Source organism: Emticicia sp. MM (assembly GCF_001649495.1).
Genome location: NZ_LXHX01000098.1, coordinates 53,386 through 68,380 on the forward strand (window position 1 = coordinate 53,386; position 14,995 = coordinate 68,380).

Annotated in this window: 11 protein-coding genes; 5 read left to right on the forward strand and 6 right to left on the reverse strand. The window is 37.6% G+C overall.

Going from position 1 to position 14,995, the window contains the following annotated elements:
- Nucleotides 1-17: 17 nt before the first annotated feature.
- Nucleotides 18-1,373 carry a CotH kinase family protein gene (locus tag A6M55_RS12155; RefSeq protein ID WP_064197858.1) on the forward strand — a complete coding sequence of 452 codons (1,356 nt, stop codon included), beginning with the start codon at nt 18-20 and terminating at the stop codon, nt 1,371-1,373.
- Here the strand turns inward: A6M55_RS12155 and A6M55_RS12160 are convergent.
- Nucleotides 1,350-2,513 (reverse strand): substrate-binding domain-containing protein, encoded by a 1,164-nt coding sequence (locus A6M55_RS12160; RefSeq protein ID WP_064197859.1) that lies wholly within the window; start codon nt 2,511-2,513, stop codon nt 1,350-1,352. The two genes, A6M55_RS12155 and A6M55_RS12160, sit on opposite strands and share 24 nt — an antisense overlap.
- Before the next feature lie 328 nt (nt 2,514-2,841).
- On the opposite strand from A6M55_RS12160, the gene A6M55_RS12165 reads away from it, so the two are divergent.
- Both A6M55_RS12165 and A6M55_RS12170 read left to right on the forward strand, forming a co-directional pair.
- Entirely contained in the window at nt 2,842-5,949 is a 3,108-nt protein-coding gene (locus A6M55_RS12165) for a TonB-dependent receptor (protein ID WP_064197899.1), read from the forward strand.
- 15 nt (nt 5,950-5,964) lie between these two features.
- Entirely contained in the window at nt 5,965-7,776 is a 1,812-nt protein-coding gene (locus A6M55_RS12170) for a RagB/SusD family nutrient uptake outer membrane protein (protein WP_064197860.1), read from the forward strand.
- Between the two features lie 223 nt (nt 7,777-7,999).
- Here A6M55_RS12170 and A6M55_RS12175 read toward each other — a convergent pair whose 3' ends face one another.
- The gene (locus A6M55_RS12175) at nt 8,000-8,686 is read right to left on the reverse strand and encodes an NrtR DNA-binding winged helix domain-containing protein (RefSeq protein ID WP_229235527.1); all 687 of its coding nucleotides are present in this window, start codon (nt 8,684-8,686) and stop codon (nt 8,000-8,002) included.
- Between the two features lie 332 nt (nt 8,687-9,018).
- On the opposite strand from A6M55_RS12175, the gene A6M55_RS12180 reads away from it, so the two are divergent.
- A complete protein-coding gene (locus A6M55_RS12180; protein WP_064197861.1) occupies nt 9,019-10,485 on the forward strand; it encodes an MFS transporter in 1,467 nt (488 codons plus the stop codon).
- A 109-nt stretch (nt 10,486-10,594) separates the two neighbouring features.
- Nucleotides 10,595-11,614 carry a glycoside hydrolase family 43 protein gene (locus A6M55_RS12185; RefSeq protein ID WP_064197862.1) on the forward strand — a complete coding sequence of 340 codons (1,020 nt, stop codon included), beginning with the start codon at nt 10,595-10,597 and terminating at the stop codon, nt 11,612-11,614.
- A gap of 41 nt (nt 11,615-11,655) precedes the next feature.
- Here the strand turns inward: A6M55_RS12185 and A6M55_RS12190 are convergent, their stop codons facing one another.
- Genes A6M55_RS12190 through A6M55_RS12205 form a run of 4 tightly spaced genes read right to left on the reverse strand, consistent with a single transcriptional unit; the run spans nt 11,656 to nt 14,933 of the window.
- Nucleotides 11,656-12,750, reverse strand: a complete 1,095-nt coding sequence (locus A6M55_RS12190; protein WP_064197863.1) for a 4-oxalomesaconate tautomerase — start codon at nt 12,748-12,750, stop codon at nt 11,656-11,658.
- The gene (locus A6M55_RS12195) at nt 12,747-13,523 is read right to left on the reverse strand and encodes an NAD(P)-dependent oxidoreductase (protein ID WP_229235528.1); all 777 of its coding nucleotides are present in this window, start codon (nt 13,521-13,523) and stop codon (nt 12,747-12,749) included. Before A6M55_RS12195 ends, A6M55_RS12190 begins: the two co-directional genes overlap by 4 nt.
- Nucleotides 13,524-13,546: 23 nt before the next feature.
- Nucleotides 13,547-14,158 (reverse strand): 4-carboxy-4-hydroxy-2-oxoadipate aldolase/oxaloacetate decarboxylase, encoded by a 612-nt coding sequence (locus tag A6M55_RS12200; protein WP_064197902.1) that lies wholly within the window; start codon nt 14,156-14,158, stop codon nt 13,547-13,549.
- A gap of 52 nt (nt 14,159-14,210) precedes the next feature.
- Nucleotides 14,211-14,933 carry a PIG-L deacetylase family protein gene (locus tag A6M55_RS12205; protein ID WP_064197864.1) on the reverse strand — a complete coding sequence of 241 codons (723 nt, stop codon included), beginning with the start codon at nt 14,931-14,933 and terminating at the stop codon, nt 14,211-14,213.
- Nucleotides 14,934-14,995: the final 62 nt, after the last annotated feature.

Below are 14,995 nucleotides of genomic sequence, written 5' to 3' on the forward strand. Positions count from 1 at the left end.
TGAACTAACTTTATACCATGCGTATTTCGCTCATTTTAGTAGTATTTCTACTATTTTCATTGGCTTGTGAAAAGAATACAGACCCTATGACTTCTAAGGCATTTGGAAAGATACCCGATTATAATTGGGTATTTCCTGAGGCTGAAATAAGGAGTATTGTTATTCAGTTAGGCCAAGCCAATTGGGATAAAATACAAAAAGACATGGAATATCGAACAGCACGAAAGTTTGGTAGTGCAACCACTATTCCTGGAGCGGTACCACCAGCAGGAAACGGTAACCTTGATGCCGTACCTGGCGACCCCATTTATGTCGAGGCAGATGTACTACAAGGAAGCAATCAATGGAAAAAAGTTGGCTTTAGGCTAAAAGGGAATGCTTCTTTGAATGCCACATGGCGGAGTGGGGTTTATAAACTTCCTTTCAAAATACAATTTGATGAATTTGAAGATACATTCACTGAGACTAAAAATCAAAGATTTTATGGTTTCAAAGAATTATCTTTTGCTCCAAGCTATGGCGATAATACTTTTATGAAAGAAAAACTCTTGACTGACCTCTTCCGAAAAGCAGGCGTGATGGCATGTAAGGTTGCTTACTATAAAGTGTTTATTGACTTTGGGCAAGGACAAAAATATTGTGGTGTTTATCAAGCCATCGAGACTGTTGAAGAACACATGGTGGAAATTCAGAGTGGACTTAAAGTTGGCAATGTTTATAAGCCAGAGTCAAATATGCAAACTTTTATAACCGCACAATTTGAAAAGCAAAACAACAAAGAATTAGCCGATTATAGCGATGTAAAAAACTTTATTGCAGCTCTTAATAGTCCTTTGAGAGTAAGCGACCGACCACTTTGGAAAAAACAGTTGGAGGCAGTTTTTGATGTAAAAAGTTTTCTGAAATACTTGGCAGTGAATAATACTGTTGGTAATTGGGATAACTACGGGCAAGTCATGCACAATTATTTTTTGGCAAATACAGAAGGGGTTTTACGCTGGATTCCTTATGATTTGAACCTTTCGTTTCAAATGAAAGGAGGCTTAAATCGAACCGCTCTAACACTGGAAATGAAAGAAGTCAGCTCTCAATGGCCTCTAATAAGATATTTAATTGACGACCCAGAGTATTTTAGTTTTTATAAGGCAGCTGTAAAAGATTTTATAGAAAAATATTTCACACCAACTACCATGAATGAATACATCAAAAAGCATAAAACTATTTTAGCTCCAAGTTTTATAGCAACTGTAATAGAAAAACCGCCATACAGCTATTTGCAAAATCCACAAAGTTTCGACCAAGCAGTTTCTGATTTAGAGAAATATATCAATGAGCGATACATAGCCGCTTCAGCTTTTGCTTCTCTTCAGTGAGGACTCTCTGATAATCAATTCGCCTTCAATTATTTGATTATATGGCACAAAGTTTTTTCTGTTATTGATAAACTCAATTAGAATTCTGGTAGCAGCTTCGCCAATTTTTGTTGGAAAGTGATTAAATACCGTAAGCGATGGCTCAAAATATTCAGCAAGAATATCATCACCAAATCCAGCAAAAGCGATATCGTCAGGTATTTTTATTCCTTTTACCTTGGCAGCTCGCATCATTTCGATGGCATTTCTGTTGAGTATCGTAAATATTCCATCGGGAGGATTTGATAAATTCAAAAAATATTCTAGAGTTTTTGAACCAGATCCTTTTGAAATATCGGAATGAACGATATAGTCCTCGTTAATTTTGATTCCATGCTTTTGAAGTGCTGATTTATATCCTTCGATTCGGGATTTACAAATTAACATATCCTTCGGACCAGACATCATTCCGATTCGCTTACAACCTTGAGCAATCAAGTGTTCTACCAAATCAAAACTACCTTTAAAGTCTTGATGTATGACATTAGGTGTATTGATTTCAGTATTAATTCTATCATATTGAACAACAGGAATCCCTTTTTCGGTCAGTTTTCTTATATGTTCAAATGAAATTGTTTCTTTAGAATGGCTAATCAACAAACCATCTACTCTACATGCCATTAGAGTTTCGGTATTAAGCACCTCTATTCGATGAGACTCGTTAGAGTGGCAAACAATAATTCTATAACCAGTATTATTGGCAACTTGCTGAATTCCAGCCAAAACTGCCGCAAAAAATGGATGTTCAACGTCAGGAATAATTACTCCAATCGTATGCGTACTTCCTTTATGTAGGCTCTGAGCTAAAAAATTGGGCTTATAGTCTAAATCTAACGCAGCTTGAATAATTGCATCTTTTGTTTTGGGATTGATATCTGTCTTATTATTTAAAGCCCTTGATACCGTTGACACCGAGACTCCTAAATGTTTTGCCACATCAATTATCGTAATCTGGCTATTCTCTTTTGTTGATGTTTCAGCAGCACTGATTTCATTTACAAAATGGTGATTACACAATTTACAATGAAATCTCTGCTGGCCTCGCAAAAAACCAGCTTTTATTATCCCATCAACTTTACCGCACTTTATACATTTCTGCATTTCTATAATTGTATTTTTTTAAGATTCAGTAGAACCGCCTTTTGGTGTTTTTTACCATAAGATAAATCTAATTTTTTTGCTTAGCTATTTGATTTTCTTTCAAAGCATTTTTAGAAGAACTATCGAAAACGATTTCGGAAACGTTATCGGTAGTTCTTGTTTTTTTTCCATTGTCAATTTGAGACTTTTTGTTTGAAAATCAAAATTTGCAACTATACATTCGATTCAAGGTAGCTATAAGGATTTTAAGAAAAACTATCATTTCAGCTACAATAAATTGTATTATTTAAATAAAAAAATCTACTGTAAAATGACAAAAAACTACAGAATGGAAAAAAAATCGATAAGATGGAGCATAGCAGCTTTCCTATTACTGCTGAGCCCACTATCGCTACTGGCCCAATCAAAACTTATTAGTGGTAAAGTTAAAGATGCCTCCAACAATGACTTTCTTCCAAGTGTAAGTGTTACGGTAAAAGGCACCACTAAGGGTTCGATTGCTGATGCTTCTGGAAATTATAAAATTGAAGCTTCAGCCAACGACATTTTGGTTTTCAGTTTTATTGGCTATGAAAATCAAGAGGTTTTAGTCGGAAATCGTACAAACATTGATATAGCCTTAGTAGTAGGTTCAGCCAACGAATTGAATGAAGTGGTGGTGGTTGGTTATGGTACCCAAAAGAAAAGAGACATTACGGGTTCAGTTGTATCTGTTACGGAAGCAACTCTAAAAGAAGTACCAGCCCCTAACCTTTTGAATGCATTGAAAGGTAGAGCTGCGGGGGTTTCGATTGTAAGTAATGGTTCTACACCAGGTAGCCAAGCTTCGATTCGTATTCGTGGAAACCGCTCATTGACTACTGGTAATGGAGACGGTCTTGATGGCCCACTTGTGGTGGTTGACGGAATTCCTTATGGTGGATTAAATGATATTAACCCTGATGATATTTCTAATATTGAAATCTTGAAAGATGCCTCAGCTACTGCTATTTTTGGCTCAAGGGGTGCGGGCGGTGTAATATTAGTAACTACCAAGAGAGGTAAAGTTGGCAAACCAGTACTTAGCTACGACGGATATCATGGCGTAACAAGCATCATGGGCAAATACAACGTGATGAATGGCGAGCAATATGCAAAATTTAAAGAACTATCAGCTGCATATAATACACAAGGTGCAGGAACAACTGCCTACCCACTAACAGAAGAAGAAAGAGCAAATTTGGCCGCTGGTATCTCGACTGACTGGCAAGATTTACTATACAAACAAGGCTTTAACACAAGCCACCAGCTTGGTTTACAAGGTGGTGTAGAAAATACTCAGTATGGTATGGGTATTGGCTACTTCAACGAAACGGGTATCATGCCAAATCAAAACTTTGATCGTATGAACATCCGTGCAACACTTGACCAAAAAATTGGAAAAAGAGTGAAAGTAGGTTTAAATACAATCAATACCTTGACACGCAGAAACGACCCGGCGGGTGGTGGAATTCCTACGGAATTGGTGCGTCTTTCGCCATTAGTTCCTGCTTATAATGCAGACGGAACGGTGAACTTAAACCCTAAAAAAGGTACAATTGAAGCTCAAGCAGTGAGCCCATTAACGCTCATCTCACGTGGTGATGATATTCTTTCAAACGAGCGTTCACTCAGAACCTTCAATAGCTTATACGCAGAAGTAAATATTTTAGATGGTCTTAAATATCGTTTTAATGCAGGTTTGAACTTTAGTCAAGTGCATTTCAACGGCTATGGTCCACCAAATACTTTCGTAAATTCAGGTGTTGACCAAAGTGTATCGAATGCAGATATTAGAAATACAGAATATTGGGATGTGAATTTGCAACACTTGTTGTACTATGACAAAACTTTTGCACAAAAGCACAAAATTGGCGTTACTGCTCTTTATGAAATGACCAAAAATCATAATTTAGGAAGTAGTTTTAATGTAAAAGGTGTTCCAGCAGATTATATCCAAACTGCTAACTTCTCTTTAGCCTCAGGCCAACCAACTGGAAGTGGTAGTTTCGGAGAAACTGGTTTATTATCTTATATGGCTCGTTTGAACTATACCTTTAACAACAAATATACCATGACAGCGACATTCCGTAGAGATGGTTCTTCTACGTTATCTCCTGGTAATCAATACTTTAATTATCCAGCAATTGGTTTAAGTTGGAATATTATCGACGAACCATTTATGAAGAACCTTACTTTCTTATCTAATTTGAAACTTAGAGGAGGTTGGGGTATTTCGGGTAATCGTAATGTGGGAGCTTATGCAACACTCGGAGCATTATCTTCTGGATATTATAATTTCGGTACTACAACTGCTGGTCAAGCACTTGCATATACAGTAACAAGCTTACCTGCAAGCGATTTAGGCTGGCAATCAACTTCACAGTCGGATTTTGGTTTAGAAATTGGCTTATTTGATAACCGTATCACAGGTTCATTTGATGTTTACAAACAAAATACAAAAGACATTTTGCTTTCTGTGAATTTGCCACAAAGTAATGGAGCAGGTTCGGCTTTGAAAAACTTAGGTAAAACCGAAGGAAAAGGTTTTGAGTCATCTTTGACTTTTGATATTTTCAGAAACAAAAGTGGCTTTAACTGGAGTGCTGACGTAACGTACTTCTTCAATCGTGAGAAAATCACTCAACTTACTACCCCTACTGAGTTAGATAATAAAGGTAATTTCTGGTTTGTTGGTCATCCACTCACTGTAATTTACGATTATAACAAAATCGGTATCTGGCAAACTGGCGATGGTGATTTAGCTAAGCAAACTTCACCTGTTCAGGTTCCTGGCGAAATCAGAGTTGAAGATGTTGATGGAAATGGAAAAATTGATGCGGCTGACCGTAAAATTATTGGAAATTTCCAACCTAAATGGGAAGGCGGTATAACCAACAGAATCAGCTTCAAAGGCTTTGATTTATCAATCGTTACTTATGCTCGTATGGGCATGAAGGTTTTAGTACCTTATTTGGCTGGTACATCAGGTGGTGGCTCAGGTTTTGGTTTCTTAAACCAAGGTCGTTCTAACCAACTCGTAATGGATTATTGGACAGTTGATAATCCTACCAATGCTTTCCCGAGACCAAATGCTGGGGGTGGTGTAAGAGATTTTACTTCGACAACACAATACCAAGATGGCTCATTCATCAAAGTAAGAAGTATGAACTTAGGTTATACAGTACCTACAAAAGCTCTTGGCAAAATTGGTATTTCGTCGGCTCGTATTTACGTAAATGCAACAAATCCATTTATTCTTTACTCGCCATTGGTTAAAGCTAAACTTGCTGTTGACCCAGAAGGAAATGGATATGGAAATACAATCCAAGGAGGTAACTTCAACCGTGTTATAAGTGTAAACCTAAATAATCCGCCAGTACGTCAGTTTACTTTAGGTGTAAATCTTAAATTTTAATTGTAGAATAAGAATATGAAAAAAATAAAAATTTCGATACTCGCCTGTACTTTATTTTTGAGTTTAGGTTGTGAAAAAATACTTGAAGAGCGTCCACAGTCTCAAATCGTCCCTTCTTTTTTTAACAGTCCTGCTGGGGTTCTTGGTGGTATTGCTGGTGTGTATAACGAAATCCGTAACCAATGGGGAACTGAAGGCTTTTCTTCAGAAATGCAAGCGGGTACGGATGAGTTTATCCAAGGTGCAAGTAGTGGTGGTGGGCCAGTACACACTTTCAATGGCCTCAATAGTACTAATTTTGGTTCAGCGTGGGGCACTTCATTTACAAGTATCAATACTCTTAATGGTGTATTGAAGTTTGGTCAAAGTATTAATTTGCCAGAGGCCACCAAAAAACAATATTTAGCACAAGCAAAGTTTTTAAGAGCATTTTGGTACTTTTACTTAGTTCAGACTTGGGGCGATGTGCCTTTACATACTGAGTTTATAACTGTTCCTTCTCAGGCAGCTAAAAGAGACCCTGCATCTGAGGTATATAAATTAATCATTAAAGATTTAACTGAAGCTGCGGCCGAATTACCAGACAAACCAACTGCTCCATTCTTGGGGAAGGCCGCTACTAAGCCAGTTGCTATGTTTTTCTTAGCAAAAGCCTACTTAACACGTGGTTGGTTAACTAACTCGCAAGCTGACTTTGCAGAAGCTGCAAAAATATCAAGTGATATAATTGCCAACAAAGCCACTTATGGCTTAGATTTATGGCAAGACTTCGGAGATGCTTTTGTGCCTGCCAATGATTATGGAAAAGAAACCATGTTTGTAAGTGACCACTCAAACGATGCAAAATTTGGTTACTATTCAGTTGGTGGTGGTGCCAGTGGTGGCGGTGCTCAAAATCTTACCCCTTGGTTTACCAATTGGAATTACCCAAATAATAGCGGGGTTAACTCAACCGTAAATGCGAGTGGTGTTTTAGTGAATTCTGGTACATCATTGATGGTTCGTGATTCATATTATGGTCGTCCTTACCAACGTTTACGTCCAAATAGTGTAAAACAAACTTCGGGCGAACTTGCTGGAAAAAATTATTTCCTTGATCAAGCCTTCGTGAAAAGAGATATTGACTCAAGATACGCCAATACTTTTTATACCGTATATATCGCCAATCAATCAATTACAAACTCAGCAACTGCTGCCAATAACAGAAGAGGAATCGGATACACTACACAAATCGGTGTTGATACTGCTGTTTGGCTTCCTGATTTTGAAGTAGTGGGAGCTCCACAATTCAATGGAACTAAACCATTTAAAGGCATAATTGTACCGCCAAGTCTTTGGAAATCAGACGTTTATCCTGCAATAAAGAAACACATGGATCCAAGTCGTGGAAGCAATTTTAATGACCCATCGACTCGTCCAGTTGTTATTACACGCTTTGCAGAAGTATATCTTGTTGGAGCAGAAGCTTATCTTCAATCAGGGAATAAAGCGAAAGCAGCCGAACTTTTGAATGTAATCCGTCAAAGAGCAGCTTATCGTAAAACGAATACAGCGGCACAAAATGCAGCAGCAGCTACGGCTATGTTAATAAAAGATACCGATGTAACGGTTGATTTTATTTTAGATGAGAGAAGCCGTGAATTGTTTGGCGAATGGATGAGATACCAAGACTTAGTACGCACAAAGTCATTGGTGAGAAGAGTTCAACTTTGGAACAGAGAAGCAGGTCCTTATGTCAAGGATTTCCACGCTCTACGCCCAATACCACAGTCAGAAATTGACCGTACGGTTGAAGGACCGCCATTCACTCAAAACCCTGGCTATTAATTAAATGTAATTGGGCTTGTTCTAAAAAACTCATAGAACAAGCTCAATTAGATTAATAAACAAGATGATTACAGTCTAACGTTTATGTAATTTAAGCGTTAGATTTTTTAGTATTATTGCTGAAAAAGCTTTGTCAGTCTCAAAAATACGCATGGTATTCTCTCATCACAAGTTGTTTTTTATAGTATCCTGAAGAATGTAAAGCGGTATCTTCTAAGGAATTCTACACCTCAAAAATAAAGCCCTTATCCAATAATTTATTATAAATATTCTCATCAAAACTATAGAGCGTCGCAGCTCTGTGCGATACATCTTGTTGACGTTCTTTTGTATCTACCAATAAATTCATCTTCAAAAACTTCTTACGAAAATTTGATTTATCAAGTTTTTGGTTGAGAATGGCTTCGTAAAGTTCTAAGAGCTGGAGAAGCGTAAATTTAGCGGGAAGTAAATTAAAACCAATCGGTTCGTGCTGTACTTTGTGCTTCAGAAAACTCAAACAGCTTTCAAAAATAATTTTGTGGTCAAATGCCATCGTAGGTACATCCCAAACCTTAAACCATTGTACATCAGCTTCGGTCGGGCCAGCGTGAAGTTCAAACTTTTCAATATTTACGAGAGCGTAATAAGCTATCGTTATGACTCTTCGAGCAGGAAAACGCTCCAAGTCACCGAAGGTTTTAAATTGTTCAAGATAAATATTGCCAACCGATGTCTGCGAAGAAAGAATTCTACTGGCAGCTTCATCAATACTTTCATTGTATCTAATCCAGCTTCCAGGTAATGCCCATTGGCCAAGTGTTGGGCCAATACCGTGCTTAACCAGCAACACATACAGTTGGGTATCTTTAAAACCAAAAATAACGCAGTCAATTGAAAGTGCGTCAATAATATTATCTGAGTACTGCAATATTGTAAGGTCTTTAATAGGATAATTATGCAATTTAACAGAAAAAACTAACCTTTACACATACTTTCTTTCAAATTTTAATCATAATTCTTTTTTATACTTCCGGACTTTTCAATCATGAAAAGACCATTTCATTTATTAATATTTGTTCATTTTGCATTTTTTCAATAATTTATTAAATAAAATTTTGTAAATAAGAAAAATACGCTCTATACTTGTGGTAAAATTAACTATAAGGTTATTTTACTAACTTTCTTACTATAAATACAGTGTTTCAAATGTTCAGCTTAAACTTAGTTACATTCAGCAAAAACCAATCACTACAATAAATTATGAATTCAGAATCGCATAAATTATCGGTTATCGAAAAAATAGGTTATAGTCTCGGCGACTTGGCCGCTAACCTTATTTTTCAGACATTAATGACCTTTTTGGCATATTTTTACACAGATGTTTATAAAATACCCGCTGGAGCTGCCAGTATTATTATTTTTATTGGTGGATTTCTCGGGGCGTTTTTTAATATATTGATGGGTATTATTGCTGACCGAACTAATACTCGTTGGGGGAAATTTCGTCCGTGGGTTTTATGGACTTCCATTCCTTTTGGAATTATCTCATTATTAGCCTTTTCAACGCCAGATTTTGGTGAAACTGGCAAAATCATTTATGCTCTCGTAACCTACTTTTTACTTGTCATCGTTTACTCGGCCAGTAATCTACCCTATTCAGCATTGAGTGGGGTAATTACTGGCGACATGAAGGAACGAAACAGTCTTTCATCGTACCGATTCGTGGCAGTAATGGTAGCTCAGTTTATCATTCAGTCATTACTTTTACCTTTAGCCTTATCTTTAGGACATGGCAATAAAGCCGTTGGTTTTGAAAAAGTAATGTTATTTTTTGCTATCGTAGGAGTTATTTGTTTAGTTATCACTTTCTTAACAACAAAAGAGCGGATTGTACCTGTTACTGAAGAAAAAAGCAGCATCAAACAAGACTTAACCGACTTATCTCGCAATAAACCTTGGGTAATTATGCTGGTGGTTACGATCCTGGTTTTTATCACTTTAGCTCTTAAAGGTGGTATGTATATCTATTATTTCAAATATTATTTAGACCCTACTGCTCAAGCAAACTATCTGGAAAGTATCGGTTTTAATACTTTTATAAAAGGTTTAAATGCAACTGTTACAGGTTTAGGTCTTGGTAAATTTGAATGGCCAGAAGATGCTCCAACCTCAGCGAATAGTCTTTTTAATGCTGGTGGAATCATATTTATGATTATTGGTATTATGTTTACAAAGCCTCTTGCCGACCGATTTGGTAAACGTAATATTTTTGGAATTTTTCTCGCTCTTTCGGCATTATGCTTAATTGCATTTAATTTCTACGACAAAAACTCCATCGGTATTGTGTTTTTCACGCAAATTCTTCATGGATTTACTTACGGCGTAACGATTCCGCTACTTTGGGCAATGATTGCCGATGTTGCCGACTACTCAGAATGGAAAAATAACCGTCGAGCCACTGCAATCATTTTTTCAGCCATGATTTTTGGTTTAAAAATAGGATTAAGTGTTGGCGGTGCAGTTGGTGCTGCTTTACTTTCAAACTATGGCTATATTGCTGAGCAAGCCATACAAACCGATGACACTGTTTCGGGTATAAAATTATCGGTCAGTATTTACCCAGGACTCGTGTTTCTGATTGGCTGTATCTTGCTTTTTAGATACGAAATCAATAAATCTATGGAAACACAAATCGAAACCGACTTAAAACAAAGAAGAAATAAATAAATAGTTAGTGCTTGATAAGCAACAGACCAAACTAATATAAAACACTATCTATCAATAACTTATCTAAATGTTATTGAAAATTAGTATTTACTAAATTTAATTTAAGAAAATGCCAGAAGAAAGTATCGAACACATTGATTTTGAAGTTTTAAATCAAAAAGCTATTTCGCAGCCACTCGTCAAACATATATTTACTGCCGACCCATCAGCCCATGTTTTTGACGGTAAAATATATATTTATCCATCGCATGATATTGATGCGGGTATTCCTTTTGATGATTTGGGAAGCCATTTTGCAATGGAGGATTACCACGTACTTTCGATGGACTCGGTTGGTAGTGAAACCGTTGACCACGGAGTAGCTCTTCACGTAAAAGATGTGCCTTGGGCTACTCGCCAGATGTGGGCTCCTGATGCTGCTCGAAAAAACGGCAAATATTATCTCTATTTTCCAGCAAAAAAAGCTGATGATATTTTTCAGATTGGAGTAGCTGTTTCAGATTCGCCAACTGGCCCCTTCGTAGCCGAACCTCAACCAATTGAGGGCAGTTATAGTATTGACCCTGCGGTTTTTGAAGATGCAGATGGTAGTTTTTATATGTATTTTGGCGGAATTTGGGGCGGACAATTACAAAAATACCGTCACAACCAATACGCTATTAATAACGAAGAACCACTTCCAAACGAGACGGCTCTCTGCCCTATTGTGGCGAAATTGACAGATGACATGCTTCAATTTGCTGAAAACCCAAGAGAATTACAGATTTTAGATGAAAAAGGTGAATTGCTTTTGGCTGGTGATAACGAACGTCGTTTCTTCGAGGCTTCTTGGATGCACCGCTACAATGGTAAATATTATTTCTCTTACTCAACTGGCGACACACATTTTATTTGCTACGCCACTGGCGATAATCCTTACGGGCCATTTACTTATCAAGGTAAAATTTTGAATCCTGTGGTCGGTTGGACTTCACACCATTCTATCTGCGAAGTTGACAGTAAATGGTATTTATTCTACCACGATTCAAGCCTTTCGGAAGGTGTTACCCATTTAAGAAGTGTAAAAGTTGCCGAAATTAGCTATGATTCAGATGGTAAGATTTTGACGATTGACCCTTATTTAGATTAAGGTTTAGATACTAAGAGGGGGTAGATTCGATATTTACCCCCTCATTGTTTTAAAGGAATATATACTTCGCCTCTACTCAAAATCCGAGTAGTACGAATAACACCTGATTTATAAATTTTCACTTCATTATCATCTATTTCGTACTCAAGATTTACAGTAAACTCGCCCGAAGGATGCTCAATACTGAGTTCTGAATGCTGAGTTTTGAGTGCTGAGTTGAGATTATTCATAAATTCATCACAAACTGTATCATGAATTACACACGCTGTTGCCACCGAAACGGCCGCAAGTACCCCAATGGCTTCGTGAACAACGTGTGGAATAAACATTCGTGTATTGATAGCACCGCCATTTTCTGGAGGTGAAATCAAACACATTTTTGGAATTGTTTGGTCTTTTACATCGCCCAAATTCATTAAAAAACCTGCTTTTAACCTTATTGCCTCTATCTTTTGTTTTAAATCTTCGTTTGCTTCTAATGTTTCTTTGCTTTCATTACCAATCAGTCCAAAATCTGCGGCTCGCATAATTACGATGGGCATTCCATTATCAATACATGTAGTTTCGATTCCATCAATAATATCCGTTGTATTGCCTGTTGGAAGCAACGCTCCGCAAGTAGAGCCTATGGTTTCTAAATAATTACAAATTATTGGGGCGGCTGTGCCTACTACACCATCCACTTTGGCATAGCCTTTGGTTTCAATGATGCCATTGGGAGTTTGTACCACAACTTCACAAATACCACCAGTATTTACGATATTTATTTTTGCAGAAGTAGTGGGATGAGTTGCTTGAATCATACCTGTTTCGATGGCAAAAGGCACAATTCCTGCCAGTATATTCCCGCAAGTTTGAGTTGTTGAAACTTTACCTTTTCCCACCACTACTTGTACAAAAAGATAATCTAAATCTGCATCGGGGTTTTCTGATTTACTGATAATTGCTACTTTACTCGTTAGAGATGTTGCACCACCCAAACCATCAATTTGTCGAGGGTCACCTTCGGTTGTGCCTTCCATTGCCAAGATTAACACTTTGTTTCTTTCTGATTCATCTTTCGGTAAATCTTCGGCTTTAAAAAATAGCCCTTTTGAACTTCCTCCTCTTATTTGGTAAAATGGAATCTTCATCATTTACTTAATTTTTCTAAATTATCCCGTGTTCCTCTCGTTACTATCGGTTCAATACCTTGTGCTTCGAGCATCTCAATAACTGCTTCCATTTCGTGCATTCTTCGCACTGCATGGGTGCGACTTCCTTCTACAAAACGGTCGATTATTTCATCATTTCCTCCGATGAGCGAACCGATTTGACCACGAATATAGGTTTCCATACCAAAGGTTTCTCCTGCTTCCATCGCCTCGCACACTACGGCGGCAATTCCTTTATAGACAATCGAACGCAATAGTTTTCGAGTAGCAGCATCACCAATTTGACTATTTTCCAAAACTTTTAAATCAAGATTCAGTGATTTAACTTTATCGAAAAAGTCAGCAGCATATTCACCCGAAGCCAATAGCGGTGTAAAAATTCCTTTAGGAGGTACAGGAGCCATAATTGCCAAATCAATTACTTTTAAGCCCGAAGGTTTCAAAATCTCGGCAATCTTCTTTTTCTTTTCGGGTCCAGATGTATTCATTTCACAGAAAAATTGATTAGGAGTTAAAACACTCGCTAATTCTTCAGCAATCTGAATCGAAACCAATGATAGGTTTGCACTAAAAATAATATCTGCTCCTTCAACAGCTTCAATATTAGTAGCTTTTACCACAATCGAAGCATCTAATTTTCTAATTGGGTTAGGGTCATAGCCTACCACTTTAACGCCCAATCTCACTAAATCATTGGCAAAGTGAGAACCAGCTTCGCCAAGTCCAAGAATTGCTATTTTTAATTTTTCATTCATCATTAAAAATTTATCATTAACTTCTACCAACCATATTTTTCTCTCCAACCATAAATATCAATCGAAACCCTACCCTTGCGTAGTTCGGTACGTGTGCGTTCTTCTTTGGCTTCACGAGCTATTGCTTTTTCGATGGTTTCTTCTATTTTATTTTGTGGCACTACTACCACACCATCACGGTCACCAACAATAATATCCCCTGGATTTATCAATACATCACCAATAATAATCGGCTCATTGAGCGTACCATCACCATGATTTGAAGTCCCACGAATACATAAACCTCTCGAAAAAACAGGAAAACCCATTGCTTCAATATCATCGGCATCTCGCACGCAAGCATCTATCACGAGTCCGTTGATACCTTTTGTTTTTGCTCCCAGACTCATTAAGTCTCCCCAATAACCTGCTTCGTAGAAACCCGAGCAATTGGCAATCAGTACATCGCCAGCCTGTGCGTAAGCATAGGCTCGGTGCAACAAAACGTTGTCTCGTGGCATGGTCTGAATCGTGTAGGCTGGTCCGCACACTTTCATATCCTTGCCAATTGGTTTAATCCCCGAAGGTAAATATCCTTTATTTCCTAAGGCTTCGCAGATTGTGGCAGCAGAGAATTTAGACAATTCTTTATACATATATATTGAATGTTTGATGCTGAATGTTTGTTTTTTGATGAACCATTCAACATTAATCATTAAAAATTGATTTTGTTACTCTCGGCAAATGGCTTTGGAAAGCTTCGGCATATTTTACTTCTTTTTTACCCGAAATTCTGCGAGCATGATTGGCCCTTCTTCCACCTAATTCGGTGTAGTATTCTACCAAATATTTCTGAGCTCCCATACAATTCATGGCTGCTATTTTTTTATCAAAAACAGTAGATACATCAATAAAAGTATCGGGTTTGAAATCGCAAATTTCGGGTTGATGTGGTTCAAAAGAATACCACATTGGCGGGTCGATATTTTTAAATGCACTGGCCACTCCTGCCCCACAACTCAGTAATCTTGCTCGTTCTGTGGCTTGATACGCCAACGGGTGGTCGGGGTTAAATGGGTCTTTGGCAGTATGGGTTAGAATAACTGTTGGCTCAAAATCACCAATTATTTTGGTTAATTGGGCTATTCTTTCATCAGAAATCAGCATTGGATAATCGCCCCAATCTAAAAACTGAATGGAAGTTTCGAAAATATCGGCGGCTTGTTGGGCTTGTGCTTTACGAATAATTTTCACACTTTCTTCGGTACGGTTTGGATCTTCTTTCCAAAGTTCACCAGATTCACCTCGCTCTCCGAAAGAGAGACAAACTACGAGCGTTTCAGCCCCTTGTTCTACACTTTTTGCGATTGTGCCTCCGCTTCGCCAAACAAAATCGGCAGAATGAGCAGAAATTACTAATAATTTATTCATGCTTTTGATATATTTTTTCTATGCAAATCTGTGTTATCCGTGTTCTAAAAATGGCACGCTGA